Below are 13,024 nucleotides of genomic sequence, written 5' to 3'. Positions count from 1 at the left end.
CCGCAAAGGAGCCGCGATGCCACGCTATACCGACCTGGTCCAGAGCCTGCCCGCCACGGTGCCCTTCGTCGGGCCCGAAACCCAGGAGCGGACACGCGGAAAGCCTTTCCGCGCAAGGCTCGGCGCGAACGAGAGCCTGTTCGGCCCAGCGCCCGAGGCGCTGGCGGCGATGCGTGCGGCGGCCTCGGAAGTCTGGATGTATGCCGACCCCGAAAGCCACGACCTGCGCCATGCGCTGGCCGAAAGCCTGGGCGTTGCGCCGGAAAACGTGATCGTCGGTGAGGGAATCGACGGGCTGCTGGGCTATCTCTGCCGGCTGATGCTGGCGCCCGGCGATCCGGTGGTGACCTCGGACGGCGCCTATCCGACCTTCAACTACCATGTCGCGGGCTTCGGCGGGGTGCTGCACAAGGTCCCCTATCGCGACGATGCCGAAGACCCGCAGGCCCTGGTCGCCGAGGCGGCGCGGACCGGGGCCAAGCTGGTCTATCTGGCCAATCCCGACAATCCGATGGGCTCCTGGCATCCGGCGGCGCGGATCGAGGCGATGATCGAGGCGCTGCCGGCCGGCTGCCTGCTGCTGCTGGACGAGGCCTATGTCGAATTCGCGCCCGAGGGCACCGCGCCGAGGATCGCGGAGTCGGACCCGCGGGTGATCCGGCTGAGGACCTTCTCAAAGGCGCATGGCATGGCCGGGGCTCGGATCGGCTACGGGATCGGCGCGCCGGGGCTGATCTCGGCCTTCGACAAGGTGCGCAACCATTTCGGCATCGGGCGGATCGGCCAGATCGGGGCGCTGGCGGCGCTTCGGGCGGAGGGTTGGCTGGCGCATGTCCGGGCCGAAGTCGCCGTGGCGCGGCAGCGCATCGCCGCGATCGGCGCCGAGAACGGGTTGACCGCCCTGCCCTCGGCGACCAATTTCGTGACCCTCGATTGCCACCGTGACGGCGCGTTCGCCCGCCGCCTGCTGGGGGAACTGGCGGCGCGGGATGTCTTCGTGCGGATGCCCTTCGTGGCGCCGGGCGACCGCTGCATCCGGGTCTCGGCCGGTCCGGCCGAGGTGCTCGACATCCTGGCCGGGGCGCTGCCCGAGGCCCTGGCGGCGGCGCGCGGCTGAGGGGGTGAGGGGGGCGCTGCCCCCCGGCCTGCGGCCGCCCCCGGAGTATTTCCGACCCGAAGATGGGGCGTGGTCAGGCGCCGGAGATCACCGCCGCGGCGGCATCGAGGCCGCCCTTGCCATGCGGCAGCTTCAGAGCGGTCAGCCCGGCCTCGATGGCGCCGATCGTGCCCAGCACCATATGCGCGTTCAGATGCCCCATATGACCGACCCGGAAGAACCCGTGCCAGGCCGGATCGCCCATCGGCGCCATGCCGAGACCGATCCCCAGCGTGACGCCGCAGTTTTCCCGCACCCAGTCGCGCAGTGCGGTGCCATGCGGCGATCCGATACGCACCGCGGTCACGGCATGACTGCGCAGCGCCGGGTCGGCGATGTTCAACTCCACCGGACCCTCCGCGCCCCAGGCCTCGAAAGCCGCCCAATAGGCCCGGGCCAGGGTGGCATGACGGTCCCAGACATGGGACAGGCCCTCTTCCAGGATCATGTCCAGCGCCGCGCGCAGCCCGTAGACATGATGGGTCGGCGCGGTGCCGCACCAGTATTGCCAGTATTCCTCGGGTGCCGCGCGGGGCGCCCAGTCCCAGTAGTCGGTGACGCAGGCGGCGGACTTCTGGGCCTCGGCCGCCTTGTCGGAGAACCAGACGAACCCCAGCCCCGGCGGCGTCATCAGCCCCTTCTGGCTGGCCGAGACCACGACATCGACCCCCCAGGCATCCATCTCGAACCGGTCGCAGCCCATCGAGCAGATGCAATCCACCAGCAGCAGCGCCGGGTGCCCCTCGGCATCCAGGGCCGCCCGCACCGCCTGAACATCGTTGCGGACCGAGGTCGAGGTGTCGGTCTGCACCATTGCCACGGCCTTGATCGCATGGGCCTTGTCGGCCTGCAGGGCCTCGGCCAGGCGCGCGATGTCGATCGTGGCGCGATTGCCGAAATCGAGGATCTCGGTCTCGACCCCGCGTGCCCGGGCGCTCTTCGCCCAGCCGAGCGCGAACCGGCCGGTCGAGAGCACCAGCGCCCTGTCCCCCGGCGAGAAGACATTCGACACCGCCGCTTCCCAGCTGCCATGGCCATTGGTGATATACATCGCCACATGCGCGCGCGTCCCGGCCAGCGTCCGCAGGTCGGGCATCAGCGAGGCCGTCACCCGGTGCAGTTCGCCCTCGTAGATGTTCGGCGCCGCGCGGTGCATCGCCGAAAGCACCCTGTCGGGCATCACCGAGGGTCCGGGAATCGCCAGATAGCTCCGGCCTTGCGACAATGACATTGGCTGCGACTCCTGCTTGCAAAGGTCGAATTCTGCTATGCCCGTGTCCGGCAAGGGTCAATCGGGGAACCGCCCGGACCCCGGAAATGCCGCGGAATTTGACTTATCGGCCGGCTCCGACCATATCCGTCGGACCCAGAACCCGGACCCCGCCCGTCATGATCCGCCGCTTCTTCAACCGAATCCACGAGGCCGAAAAGCGCTGGTCCAAATCCTATGGCACCGACATTTCGACGCCGCGCGGACGCCGGCAGGCGGTCTGGCATTACCATCTGGCCGATCACGGCTTTCTCAGGGTGTTCTGGACCAATCTCTTCGAGATCGCACCCGGAGTCTGGCGCTCCAACCAGCCCTCGGCCCGGCGGCTGCGGCGCTATCGCGAGATGGGGATCCGGACGATCCTGAACCTGCGCGGGGTCGACCGCTATTCCTTCTACCTGTTCGAGCGCGAGGCCGCCGACCGCCTCGGCATCGAGATGATCGACATCAAGATCTACGCCCGGCACCTGGTCCCGCGCGAACAGTTCATGAAGCTGTTCTCGCTGTTCGACCGGATCGAGCGGCCCTTCGTGCTGCACTGCAAGTCCGGGGCCGACCGGGCCGGGCTGGTCTCGGCGCTCTGGCTGCTGGACCAGGAGAACCGGCCGGTGGAAGAGGCGCAGCGGCAGCTGCACTGGCGCTATGCGCATCTGAAGGGCACGCGGACCGGGATCCTGGACCATCTGTTGCAGGCCTATGCCGATGACAATGCCGAAAGCCCGATCGGGATCCGGGACTGGTTCGCCACCCGCTACGACCCCGAGGCGCTGACCCGGTCCTTCGAGACCGCGCCGCGCACCGGGCCGAACGGCCCCGCCGCGGCACGACGCCGCGCCGTGACCGGCCCGAAATGACCGGCATTCGCGCCTGGCTCTGGTCCTATGTGCGGCCGTGGTGGCGGCTGCTCCTCCTGGCGATGCTGCTGATGTCCGTCGAGGGCAGCATGCTGGGGCTGCTCAGCTGGTCGATCGGGCCGATGTTCGACCGCATCTTCATCGGCGGCCAGCGCGGCGCGATTCCCTGGGTGGCAGGCGGAATCTGCGGCCTCTTCGTCATCCGCGCCGCGGCCGGGTTCGGCCAGAGAGTGCTGATGGCCGTGGTCGGGCAGCGGGTCTCGGCCGCGATGCAGGCCGACATGGTCCGCCATCTGGTCGGGCTGGATTCGAGTTTCTTTGCCGAGACCCCGCCCGGCACCCTGATCGAGCGGGTCCGCGGCGACACGCTGGCGGCGGCCAACCTGCCCTCGCAGGTGCTGGCGGCGCTTGGCCGCGACGGGGTGGCGCTGGTCTCGCTGTTCGCCGTGGCCCTGTCGATCGACTGGGTCTGGACCCTGATCGCGGTGGCCGCGGCGCCGGTGCTGATCCTGCCCGCCGCCGGCCTGCAACGCCGTGTCGGCGCCGCCAGCCGGGCCGCCCGGGCCACCGCGGCGCGGCTCTCGACCCGGCTGGACGAGGTGTTTCACGGCGCCAATGCGATCAAGCTTTCGGGCACCGAAGCCCGCGAGGCGCAGCGCTATGGCGACGAGCTGACCGGATTCGTCCAGTCACAGGTCCGCTCCGAGGCCGGGCAGGCCGGGATCCCGGCGCTGATGGACCTGATCGCCGGGGTGGGTTTCTTCGGCGTGCTCAGCTATGGCGGGATGCAGATCATCGACGGCACCAAGACGGTGGGCCAGTTCATGGCCTTCTTCACCGCCATGGCGCTGGTCTTCGAGCCGCTGCGCCGGCTGGGCAATGTCTCGGGACAATGGGTGGCGGCGCGGGCCAGCCTCGACCGGATCCGTCAGATTTTCGCCCTGCAGCCGACGATCCTGTCGCCGGAACAGCCGCGCGCCCTGACGGTGCCGCCGGACCGGGCCGACATCACGCTGGAGGACGTCACCTTCAGCTATGGCGAGACCCAGGTGCTGCGCGGGCTCAGCTTCACCGCCCGGGCGGGCGAGACCACGGCGCTGGTCGGGCCCTCCGGGGCCGGGAAAAGCACCGTCTTCTCGCTGCTGGCGCGGCTGGCCGACCCGGACTCGGGCCGGATCGAACTGGGCGGGGTGCCGGTGGACGAGATGGCGCTGCCCGAGCTGCGATCACTGTTCTCGGTGGTGGCGCAGGATGCGGCCCTGTTCGACGAGACCCTGCGCGACAATATCCTGATGGGGGCCGAGGTGACGCCGGAAGACCTGGAGGCCGCGACCCGCGCCGCCCATGTCGCCGATTTCGTCAAGGACCTGCCGATGGGTCTGGACAGCGCTGCCGGGCCGCGCGGGTCGGCGCTCTCCGGCGGCCAGCGGCAGCGGGTGGCCATCGCCCGGGCCTTGCTGCGCGACCGGCCGATCCTGCTGCTGGACGAGGCGACCAGCGCCCTGGACGCGGCCTCTGAGGCGGCGGTGCAGGACGCCTTGGACCGGCTGTCGCAGGGCCGGACCACGCTGGTCATCGCGCACCGGCTCTCGACCATCCGCGCCGCCGACCGGATCGTGGTGATGGACCATGGCCGGGTGGTGGATCAGGGCCGCCATGACGAATTGCTGGCCCGCGACGGGCTCTATGCGGCGCTCTACAAGATGCAGTTCGCCGACAGCTAGGCAGCAAAGCCGCCGGACCCGGGCACAAGGCCCCTTCCGACGCCCCGGCTTCGCGCCTATGTAGGCCATCGGAGGCGCGACATGGCAGGCGGCAAGGTTTACGAGATCGGCGGCAGCGATGCCGAGAGCTTTCTTCAGGGGCTGGTCAGCAATGACCTGGCAAGGCTGAAGGACGGGCTGGTCTATGCCGCCCTGCTCAGCCCGCAAGGCAAGTATCTGGCCGATTTCTTCCTGGCCCGGCGAGGGGATGCGATCCTTCTCGACGTGGCGCCGGTGCTGGCAGCGGCCACGGTGCAGCGACTGGGCATGTATCGGTTGCGCGCCGATGTGACGATTGCCGAAAGCGAGCTGTCGGTGATACGGACCGGCGATCCCGAGGGCGCCCTGGCCGACCCGCGGCATCCGTCGCTGGGTCATCGCCGCTATGGCCCGCCCGGCCCCGACGAACTGCCCGATCCGCTGCCGCTGCGGGTCGCCCATTGCATTCCGGAATCCGGCGTCGAGCTGATCCCGAACGAGAGCTACATCCTGGAATGCGGCTTCGAGCGGCTGCACGGGGTGGATTTCCGCAAGGGCTGCTATGTCGGGCAGGAGGTCACCGCCCGGATGAAGCACAAGACCGAGCTGCGCAAGGGGCTGGTCACGGTCGAAATCGAGGGCGCGGCCCCGGTCGGCACCGAGATTCTGGCCGGCGGGAAGCCGGCGGGGGTGCTGTTCAGCCAGCATGGCGGCCAGGCCATCGCCTATCTGCGCCATGACCGGGCGGGGGAAGGGATGCGGGCCGGAGACGCCGTGGTCAACTGGCGCGGCTGAGCAATTCAGCCGCCGCTGAACGGGCGCGCGCGACCGTCCGGCCCGGTCAGCACCACCTGCGCCGCGCCATCGGTGCCGGGATGCAGTACCAGCCGCGTCACCCGGCCCGGCGGCAGGCTGGCCTGGAACGGCCAGAGATGCGGACAACCCTGCAACCTGCCCTGCCAGCTTCGGCCCTGAGAGCCGCGCGGCCCGGTGCAGAAGCTCCGGTCGGACATCTCAACGGTTACGGTCTGTTCGTAGAGCACGGTTCGGGTCGGCTCCACCTGCCGCGGCGCACCGCCGCCGGGCGCCGGGCCTCCCGGCCCGGCACCACAGCCCGCCAGCGCGGCACAAAACCCCAGCAACGCGACAAGTCCCGGTTCCCGTCTCATAGCGGCCACAGTAGCGTGATCAGTGCCGAGCCGACCAGCCCCAGAAGGATGTTCAGCGGAATCCCGACCTTCAGGTAATCGGTGAACCGATAGCCGCCCGGACCGTAGACCAGCATGTTGGTCTGGTAGCCGATCGGCGTCGAGAAGGCGGCCGAAGCGGCGAACATCACCGCCACGACCAGCCCGCGTGGATCATAGCCAAGGGCCAGCCCCAACTCGATCACGATCGGCGTGAAGATCACCCCGACCGCGTTGTTCGAAACCAGCTCTGTCAGGGTCGAGGCCAGCAGGTAGAGGATCAGCACCACGAAGAACGATGACAGGTGAACCATGAACGGCTGCACCCAGCCGACGATCAGCGCCACGGCGCCGGATTGCTCCAGGGCCACGCCCACCGCCAGCATCGCGAAGATCAGCGCCAGCAGCCGCCCCTCGACGAAGGAGAACGCCTCTTCGGCGTCGATGCAGCGGGTCAGCAGGATCACCGCCACCGCGATCACTGCCAGCGGCAGGATCTGCGCCACGCCCAGGGCCGCCAGCACGACCACCCCCAGCAGGGCGGCGATGGCGATCGGGGCATGGCGGCGGCGATAGGCCCGCACCGCGGGCTGGGCGATATTCACCAGTTCCATGTCCGCCGCCAGCCGCTCGATATCCTCGGGCGCGCCTTCGAGCAGCAGCGTATCCCCGACCCGCACCACCAGATCGTCCAGCTGCCGGCCGATATTCTGGTTCGAGCGGTGCACCGCCAGCGGATAGACCCCGTAGCGCCGCCGCAGCCGCATCGCGCCCAGGCTGCGCCCGACCATCCGGCAGCCGGGCGTGATCAGCACCTCGACGGTGGTTGTCGGCACCGAGGACAGCTTGTCGATCATCCGCAGTTCCCGGTTCTGCTGAAGCCCCAAGAGCTCGGTCATTTCGGTGCGCAGCACCACCCGGTCGCCCGGTTCCAGCACCACGCTGCCCATGTCGCGGCGCAGCGAGGCATCACCGCGCAAGACGTCGATCAGCCGCACGCCCTCGCGCTTGAACTCCTCGACCTCGTTGACGTTGCGGCCGATCAGGGCGCTGTCCTCGGGCAGCGCCACCTCGGTGAAATACTTCATCTTGCGCCGGTCGCCCAGCAGCACGCCCATCGACTGGCGGTCGGGCAGCAGGCGGCGGCCGATCAGGGTGATGTAGAGACCGCCCGCCAGCACCTGCACGATGCCCAGCCCGGTGATCTCGAAGATCGAGAAGGGCGCCATGCCGCGCGACTGCGCCACGCCGTCTACCAGCAGGTTGGTCGAGGTTCCGATCAGCGTCGTCGTGCCGCCGAGGATCGAGGCATAGCTGAGCGGAATCAATAGCTTGGATGGTGAAACCTTGAGCCGCCGGGCAACCTGGATGAACACCGGGATCATGATGACCACCACCGGCGTGTTGTTCATGAAGGCCGAGAGAAGCGCCACGAAGGCCAGCAGCAGCACCACGGTCTGCCGCGGGCGCTTGCGGGCCCGGGCCTCGGCCTGCCGGGTCAGCCATTCCAGCGCCCCGGTCCGCACCAGCGACCCCATGATCAGGAACATCGCCGCGATCGTCCAGGGCGCCTGATTGGAGAAGACCTCCAGTGCCGCCTCGTAGGGCAGCAGCCCGAGGATCAGCAGAAGCGCCACGCCGCCGATCGCCACCACTTCGGTCGGATAGGTCTCGCGCACGAAGAGCACGAACATCCCGGCCACGATGCCCAACGTCACCAGGGCGCCGGTAAGCTCGGTGATCGGCAGCGACAGCATCGCGTCTCCAGTCTGGGGCGGGCCATCGGGAACGGGCCGCTGATTTGGGCGCATTCTCGCCGGGCGCAGGCGCGGCGGCAAGCCCCGGCATGGTCGCAGTTGCCAGCCGCAGGCCGCCGCCCCGCGGCAAGGACCTCTATTGGTCGCCGGGCCCCAGGTTGGCGGCGGCGCCGGGCGCCAGCTTCGGGCGCGGCTGCACCAGCGCCAGGCCGCAGAGGACCAGAGCCATCGCGCCCCAGGCCCAGCCGGAATAACGCTCGCCCAGCAGCAGCATCGCCCAGAGCACGCCGAACCCGGTGACCAGATAGGCGCATTGCGCGGCAAAGGTGCTGCCGGCGCGTCCGACCAGCCAGACATAGCCGGAATAGGCGAATACATGCAGGACCGAGGCCGCGATCAGCGCCCCGTCGGCCCGCGGGTCGCCGCCGGGAATGAACATCTGCCCGGTCGCCAGCGCCACCGGCAACGACATGCCCGCCCCGACCCAGGAAGCACCGTGCAGCACCTGCATCGCGCCCATGCCCCGGACGCCGCAATGGCCGACGTAATTCGCCTCGATCGCATAGAAGGTCGGCGCCACCATCCCCAGCAACACCCAGCCCAGGGCGTTCGGCATCGCAAGCCCGCCCTGCGGCAGGATCAGCAGCGCCACCCCCGCCAGCCCCAGCGACAGCCCGCCCAGCCGTACCCAGCTGAACCGGTCGGCGCCCAGGGCAAGCGCGATCGGAAAGGCCAGCATCGGCACCATCGAGATCAGGATCGACATGATCCCGGCCGGCAGATGCCGGTAGGCGATGAAAGAGGCGGCCATCGGCAGCAGCGTGCCCAGGAGCGCAATCACCGCGTAGACCTGCACATCGCCCCGGGCCAGCGGCACCGGGCGGCGCCGTACCAGCTGGATCAGCGCCAGAACCAGCGCCCCGGTCAGGAACTGCCAGAAGATCAACCCCCAGGGGCCATGTCCGGTCGACACGGCAATCTTGGTCAGCGGCTGCCCCATGCCCCATGCGGCGCCGAGCAGGCCGAGCACGCCGATCAGCCCCCACGCCGGGCTCCGCGCCTCAACCGCCTGGCTCATGGTCCGGAAGCGCTCAGCCGGCCACCGTCGCGCACCATCTCGACCCGGGTGGCGCGGCCCGTCGCATCGTCGGTCTCGACATAGAGTCCCGACAGCGTCGCTTCGCCCGGGGCCGGAGAGAACCGACCCTTCGGCATTCCGGTGATGAAGCGCCGCATCGGCTCTTCCTTGTCCATGCCGATGACCGAGTCGTAATCGCCGCACATGCCGGCATCCGTCTGATAGGCGGTGCCACCGGGCAGGATCATCGCATCGGCAGTCGGCACATGGGTGTGGGTGCCCACGACGACACTGGCGCGGCCGTCGCAGAAATGGCCCATGGCCATCTTCTCGGAGGTCGCCTCGCAATGCATGTCGATCAGGCTGGCGGCGACCATGCCGCCGCGCGGATGGGTCTTCAGCACGGTTTCGATGGCCGAGAACGGGTCGGCAAAGGGCCGTTTCATGAAGACCTGGCCCAGCACCTGCGCGACCAGCACCTTCTTCCCCCGCACCTCGAAGACCTGCGCACCGCGCCCCGGTGCGCCCTTGGCGAAGTTGAGCGGGCGGACGATGCGCGGCTCGGAGTCGATGAAACCCAGCATGTCCTTCTGATCGAAGGCATGATCCCCCAGCGTGACGCAATCGGCGCCGGCGGCCAGCAGGCCCTTGGCATGATCGGCGCTGAGCCCGGCGCCCGAGGTCGCATTCTCGCCGTTCACGACGCAGAAATCGGCCTTCCACGCGGCCTTGAGGCCCGTCAGCCGACCCGTCATCGCCTGCCGCCCGGCGCGGCCCATCACATCGCCCAGAAAGAGTATTTTCATTCTTCCCCCCTACGGCTGCCGCGCCGCGAAGACAAGACGGACCCCGCTAGAGGCCCTGGCCGCCCGACAGTTCGATCCGTTCGCCGGTCATCCAGTGGAACCGTCCGGTGAGCAGATCGGCGACCGCGCCGCCGATGTCCCCGGCCTCGGCGACCCGGCCCAAGGCGGTTGTTGCGGCGGTCCGGGCGTTGGCGGTGGAGTCATCGCGCAGCCGACCGCCGTTGAAATCGGTCGCCACCGCCCCCGGCGCGACGGCATTGACGGTGATCCGGCGCGGGCCGAGTTCGGCCGCGAGATAGGGCACCAGTGCCTCGACCGCCGCCTTCAAGGGGCCATAGACGCTCATCCCCGGCTTGGTCTTGCGAGCAGTGCGCGAGGTGATCATCAGAATGCGCCCGCCGTCCGCGAGTCGGGGCGCAAGTTGCTGGGTCAGCCGATAGGGGCCCTTCCACAGCACCTCGGTCATCCGGTCGAGATCGGCGGCGCTGGTCTCGGCAAAGGGTCTGATCAACCCGACCCCTGCATTGTTGACGAGGTAGTCGATCCGCCCGGAACCCCAGTTGCCCAGCACCGCATCGACCCTGGCGACGAATGCCGGCAAGTCTCCCGCGGCGCCGGTGTCGAGTTGCAGCGCCGCGGCGCGCCGGCCCGCGGCCTCGATCTCGGACACGACTTCCTCTGCCGCCGCGGCGTTGCCCAGATAGGTCAGGATCACATCGACCCCGGCGCGGCCCAGGTTCACCGCGATCGAGCGCCCGATGCCCCGGCTAGCGCCGATGACGAGTGCAATGGCAGGCATGAACCCCTCCCAGGATGACCGATCCCACCCGGCCTACCCCGCGACCGCGCCTTAGGGAAGCTGCCCGTGCGGCGACGCCCGCGCCCGGATGCGAGAAGGGGCGCCCTTCCGGACGCCCCTCCCCTGTCTTCAGACCTGAGCGGTCGGCATTACATCATGCCGCCCATGCCGCCCATGCCACCCATGTCGCCCATGCCGCCACCGGCGCCGGCACCGGCCGAATCCTTGGCCGGACGATCGGCAACCATGGCTTCGGTGGTGATCAGCAGGCCGGCGACCGAGGCCGCGTCTTCCAGAGCGGTCCGCACGACCTTGGCCGGGTCGATCACGCCGAACTTGAACATGTCGCCATATTCCTCGGTCTGCGCGTTGAAGCCGAACTTGAGGTCGTCCGATTCGCGGATCTTGCCCGCGACGACCGAACCATCCACGCCCGCGTTCTGGGCGATCTGACGCAGCGGAGCTTCCAGAGCCCGGCGGACGATCGAAATCCCCGCGTTCTGGTCCGCATTGTCGCCCTTGAGGCCTTCCAGCTTCTTGCCGCCCTGGATCAGGGCCACACCACCGCCGACGACGATGCCTTCCTGGACCGCGGCCCGGGTCGCGTTCAGAGCGTCGTCAACACGGTCCTTGCGCTCTTTCACTTCGACTTCGGTCATGCCGCCGACCTTGATGACCGCAACACCGCCCGCCAGTTTGGCGACACGTTCTTGCAGTTTCTCACGGTCGTAGTCCGAGGTGGTTTCCTCGATCTGCTGGCGGATCTGCGACACGCGGGCTTCGATCTCGGCCTTGGCACCATGACCATCGACGATCGTGGTGTTGTCCTTGTTGATCGTGACGCGCTTGGCGGTGCCGAGCATGTCAATGCTGACATTCTCGAGCTTCATGCCCAGATCTTCCGAGATCACCTGACCACCGGTCAGGATCGCGATGTCCTGCAGCATGGCCTTGCGGCGGTCGCCGAAGCCCGGCGCCTTGACGGCAGCGATCTTCAGGCCGCCACGCAGCTTGTTGACGACCAGCGTGGCCAGGGCCTCGCCTTCGACGTCTTCCGCGATGATCAGCAGCGGCTTGCCCGACTGGATCACCGATTCCAGCAGCGGAACCATCGGCTGCAGCGACGAGAGTTTCTTCTCGTGCAGCAGGATCAGCACATCTTCCAGCTCGGTCAGCATCTTGTCCGGGTTGGTGACGAAGTAGGGGCTGAGGTAGCCGCGGTCGAACTGCATGCCTTCGACGACTTCGGTCTCGGTCTCGAGGCCCTTGTTCTCTTCGACGGTGATGACACCCTCGTTGCCGACTTTCTGCATCGCGTCAGCGATCTGACGGCCGATTTCCTTCTCGCCGTTGGCCGAGATGGTGCCGACCTGCGCAACTTCGTCGCTGTCGGAAACCGGACGCGAGGCGGCCTTGATCGCTTCGACGACAGTCGAGGTCGCCAGGTCGATGCCGCGCTTGAGGTCCATCGGGTTCATGCCGGCGGCAACCGACTTCATGCCTTCCTTGACGATGGCCTGGGCCAGAACCGTCGCGGTGGTGGTGCCGTCACCGGCTTCGTCATTGGTGCGAGAGGCAACCTCTTTCACCATCTGGGCGCCCATGTTCTCGAACTTGTCTTCCAGTTCGATTTCCTTGGCCACCGTCACACCGTCCTTGGTGATGCGCGGGGCACCGAAGGACTTGTCGATCACGACGTTGCGGCCTTTCGGGCCCAGCGTGACCTTCACCGCGTCGGCGAGGATGTTGACACCTTTCAGCATCCGGTTCCGGGCGTCGGTTTCGAAACGTACGTCTTTCGCAGCCATCTGGCTAACTCCTGTCTTTGAATTTCATGGGCAGGCGCGGCCTTGCGCGCCGGGCGACAAGTCTCAGGCGATAATGCCGAGAATGTCGCTTTCCTTCATGATCAGCAGCTCTTCACCGTCGAGCGTCACCTCGGTGCCCGACCATTTGCCGAACAGGACACGGTCGCCTTTCTTGACCGACGGTGCAATCAGCTCGCCCGAGTCCTTGCGGGCACCTTCGCCAACCGCAACGACTTCGCCCTCGGCGGGCTTTTCTTTGGCGCTGTCGGGGATGATCAGGCCGCCTTTGGTCTTCTCTTCACCTTCCACGCGCTTTACCAGCACACGGTCATGCAGCGGTGTGAATGCCATCTTGGAACACTCCTTCGGAATCTGTCCGGTTATCTCCCATGCCCCCTGAGGGACTGTTAGCACTCACCCGGGGGGAGTGCTAACGGTGGGGAGATAGAGAGTGCCCGAGGGGCTGTCAACCACCGCTGAAGGAAATTCGGCAGGGCAGGTCTGACGAGTCGGGACGCCCGCGCAACGGCTCCATACAGCCTGCAGCACCCGGGCGCGAGTCCCCCG

Annotated in this window: 12 protein-coding genes; 4 read left to right on the top strand and 8 right to left on the bottom strand. The window is 68.2% G+C overall.

Annotation, left to right across the window (positions count from 1 at the left end):
* The first annotated feature begins 16 nt into the window (after window positions 1-16).
* Window positions 17-1,117 carry a pyridoxal phosphate-dependent aminotransferase gene (locus tag NUW50_RS01480; protein ID WP_258287284.1) on the top strand — a complete coding sequence of 367 codons (1,101 nt, stop codon included), beginning with the start codon at window positions 17-19 and terminating at the stop codon, window positions 1,115-1,117.
* A gap of 73 nt (window positions 1,118-1,190) precedes the next feature.
* Here the strand turns inward: NUW50_RS01480 and NUW50_RS01475 are convergent, their stop codons facing one another.
* The gene (locus NUW50_RS01475) at window positions 1,191-2,387 is read right to left on the bottom strand and encodes a pyridoxal-phosphate-dependent aminotransferase family protein (protein ID WP_258287283.1); all 1,197 of its coding nucleotides are present in this window, start codon (window positions 2,385-2,387) and stop codon (window positions 1,191-1,193) included.
* 158 nt (window positions 2,388-2,545) lie between these two features.
* Between NUW50_RS01475 and NUW50_RS01470 the strand changes: the two genes are divergently transcribed.
* The 3 genes from NUW50_RS01470 to ygfZ all read left to right on the top strand — a co-directional run bounded on the left by NUW50_RS01470 (window position 2,546) and on the right by ygfZ (window position 5,817).
* Window positions 2,546-3,280: a fused DSP-PTPase phosphatase/NAD kinase-like protein gene (locus tag NUW50_RS01470; RefSeq protein ID WP_258287282.1), complete on the top strand. Its 735-nt coding sequence runs from the start codon at window positions 2,546-2,548 to the stop codon at window positions 3,278-3,280.
* Window positions 3,277-5,004, top strand: coding sequence for an ABC transporter ATP-binding protein (locus NUW50_RS01465; RefSeq protein ID WP_258287281.1), 1,728 nt, complete (start codon window positions 3,277-3,279; stop codon window positions 5,002-5,004). The genes NUW50_RS01470 and NUW50_RS01465 overlap by 4 nt, the downstream gene beginning before the upstream one ends.
* Before the next feature lie 81 nt (window positions 5,005-5,085).
* Entirely contained in the window at window positions 5,086-5,817 is a 732-nt protein-coding gene (ygfZ, locus tag NUW50_RS01460; protein ID WP_258287280.1) for a CAF17-like 4Fe-4S cluster assembly/insertion protein YgfZ, read from the top strand.
* A 5-nt stretch (window positions 5,818-5,822) separates the two neighbouring features.
* Here ygfZ and NUW50_RS01455 read toward each other — a convergent pair whose 3' ends face one another.
* The 7 genes from NUW50_RS01455 to groES form a co-directional block, all read right to left on the bottom strand.
* Window positions 5,823-6,191, bottom strand: a complete 369-nt coding sequence (locus NUW50_RS01455) for a hypothetical protein (protein WP_258287279.1) — start codon at window positions 6,189-6,191, stop codon at window positions 5,823-5,825.
* Window positions 6,188-7,966: an SLC13 family permease gene (locus NUW50_RS01450; RefSeq protein WP_258287278.1), complete on the bottom strand. Its 1,779-nt coding sequence runs from the start codon at window positions 7,964-7,966 to the stop codon at window positions 6,188-6,190. Before NUW50_RS01450 ends, NUW50_RS01455 begins: the two co-directional genes overlap by 4 nt.
* Before the next feature lie 136 nt (window positions 7,967-8,102).
* Complete coding sequence (locus NUW50_RS01445) at window positions 8,103-9,044, bottom strand: DMT family transporter (protein WP_258287277.1); 942 nt, start codon at window positions 9,042-9,044, stop codon at window positions 8,103-8,105.
* Window positions 9,041-9,850, bottom strand: coding sequence for a TIGR00282 family metallophosphoesterase (locus NUW50_RS01440; RefSeq protein ID WP_258287276.1), 810 nt, complete (start codon window positions 9,848-9,850; stop codon window positions 9,041-9,043). Before NUW50_RS01440 ends, NUW50_RS01445 begins: the two co-directional genes overlap by 4 nt.
* Window positions 9,851-9,896: 46 nt before the next feature.
* A complete protein-coding gene (locus NUW50_RS01435) occupies window positions 9,897-10,649 on the bottom strand; it encodes an SDR family NAD(P)-dependent oxidoreductase (RefSeq protein ID WP_258287275.1) in 753 nt (250 codons plus the stop codon).
* Window positions 10,650-10,798: 149 nt separating this feature from the next.
* On the bottom strand, window positions 10,799-12,457 hold the full coding sequence (gene groL, locus NUW50_RS01430) for a chaperonin GroEL (protein WP_258287274.1): 1,659 nt from the start codon (window positions 12,455-12,457) through the stop codon (window positions 10,799-10,801).
* A 63-nt stretch (window positions 12,458-12,520) separates the two neighbouring features.
* On the bottom strand, window positions 12,521-12,808 hold the full coding sequence (gene groES, locus NUW50_RS01425) for a co-chaperone GroES (protein ID WP_258287273.1): 288 nt from the start codon (window positions 12,806-12,808) through the stop codon (window positions 12,521-12,523).
* Window positions 12,809-13,024: the final 216 nt, after the last annotated feature.

This window comes from Frigidibacter sp. ROC022 (assembly GCF_024723735.1).
Lineage (GTDB): Bacteria > Pseudomonadota > Alphaproteobacteria > Rhodobacterales > Rhodobacteraceae > SLM-1.
This window is presented reverse-complemented; position numbering and strand designations above follow the sequence as displayed.

What these genes read in the sequence shown, in the direction of transcription:
- NUW50_RS01480 (WP_258287284.1), top strand. Translation starts at nt 17, where the DNA reads ATGCCACGCTATACCGACCTGGTCCAGAGCCTGCCCGCCACGGTGCCC.
- NUW50_RS01475 (WP_258287283.1), bottom strand. Translation starts at nt 2,387, where the DNA reads ATGTCATTGTCGCAAGGCCGGAGCTATCTGGCGATTCCCGGACCCTCG.
- NUW50_RS01470 (WP_258287282.1), top strand. Translation starts at nt 2,546, where the DNA reads ATGATCCGCCGCTTCTTCAACCGAATCCACGAGGCCGAAAAGCGCTGG.
- NUW50_RS01465 (WP_258287281.1), top strand. Translation starts at nt 3,277, where the DNA reads ATGACCGGCATTCGCGCCTGGCTCTGGTCCTATGTGCGGCCGTGGTGG.
- ygfZ (WP_258287280.1), top strand. Translation starts at nt 5,086, where the DNA reads ATGGCAGGCGGCAAGGTTTACGAGATCGGCGGCAGCGATGCCGAGAGC.
- NUW50_RS01455 (WP_258287279.1), bottom strand. Translation starts at nt 6,191, where the DNA reads ATGAGACGGGAACCGGGACTTGTCGCGTTGCTGGGGTTTTGTGCCGCG.
- NUW50_RS01450 (WP_258287278.1), bottom strand. Translation starts at nt 7,966, where the DNA reads ATGCTGTCGCTGCCGATCACCGAGCTTACCGGCGCCCTGGTGACGTTG.
- NUW50_RS01445 (WP_258287277.1), bottom strand. Translation starts at nt 9,044, where the DNA reads ATGAGCCAGGCGGTTGAGGCGCGGAGCCCGGCGTGGGGGCTGATCGGC.
- NUW50_RS01440 (WP_258287276.1), bottom strand. Translation starts at nt 9,850, where the DNA reads ATGAAAATACTCTTTCTGGGCGATGTGATGGGCCGCGCCGGGCGGCAG.
- NUW50_RS01435 (WP_258287275.1), bottom strand. Translation starts at nt 10,649, where the DNA reads ATGCCTGCCATTGCACTCGTCATCGGCGCTAGCCGGGGCATCGGGCGC.
- groL (WP_258287274.1), bottom strand. Translation starts at nt 12,457, where the DNA reads ATGGCTGCGAAAGACGTACGTTTCGAAACCGACGCCCGGAACCGGATG.
- groES (WP_258287273.1), bottom strand. Translation starts at nt 12,808, where the DNA reads ATGGCATTCACACCGCTGCATGACCGTGTGCTGGTAAAGCGCGTGGAA.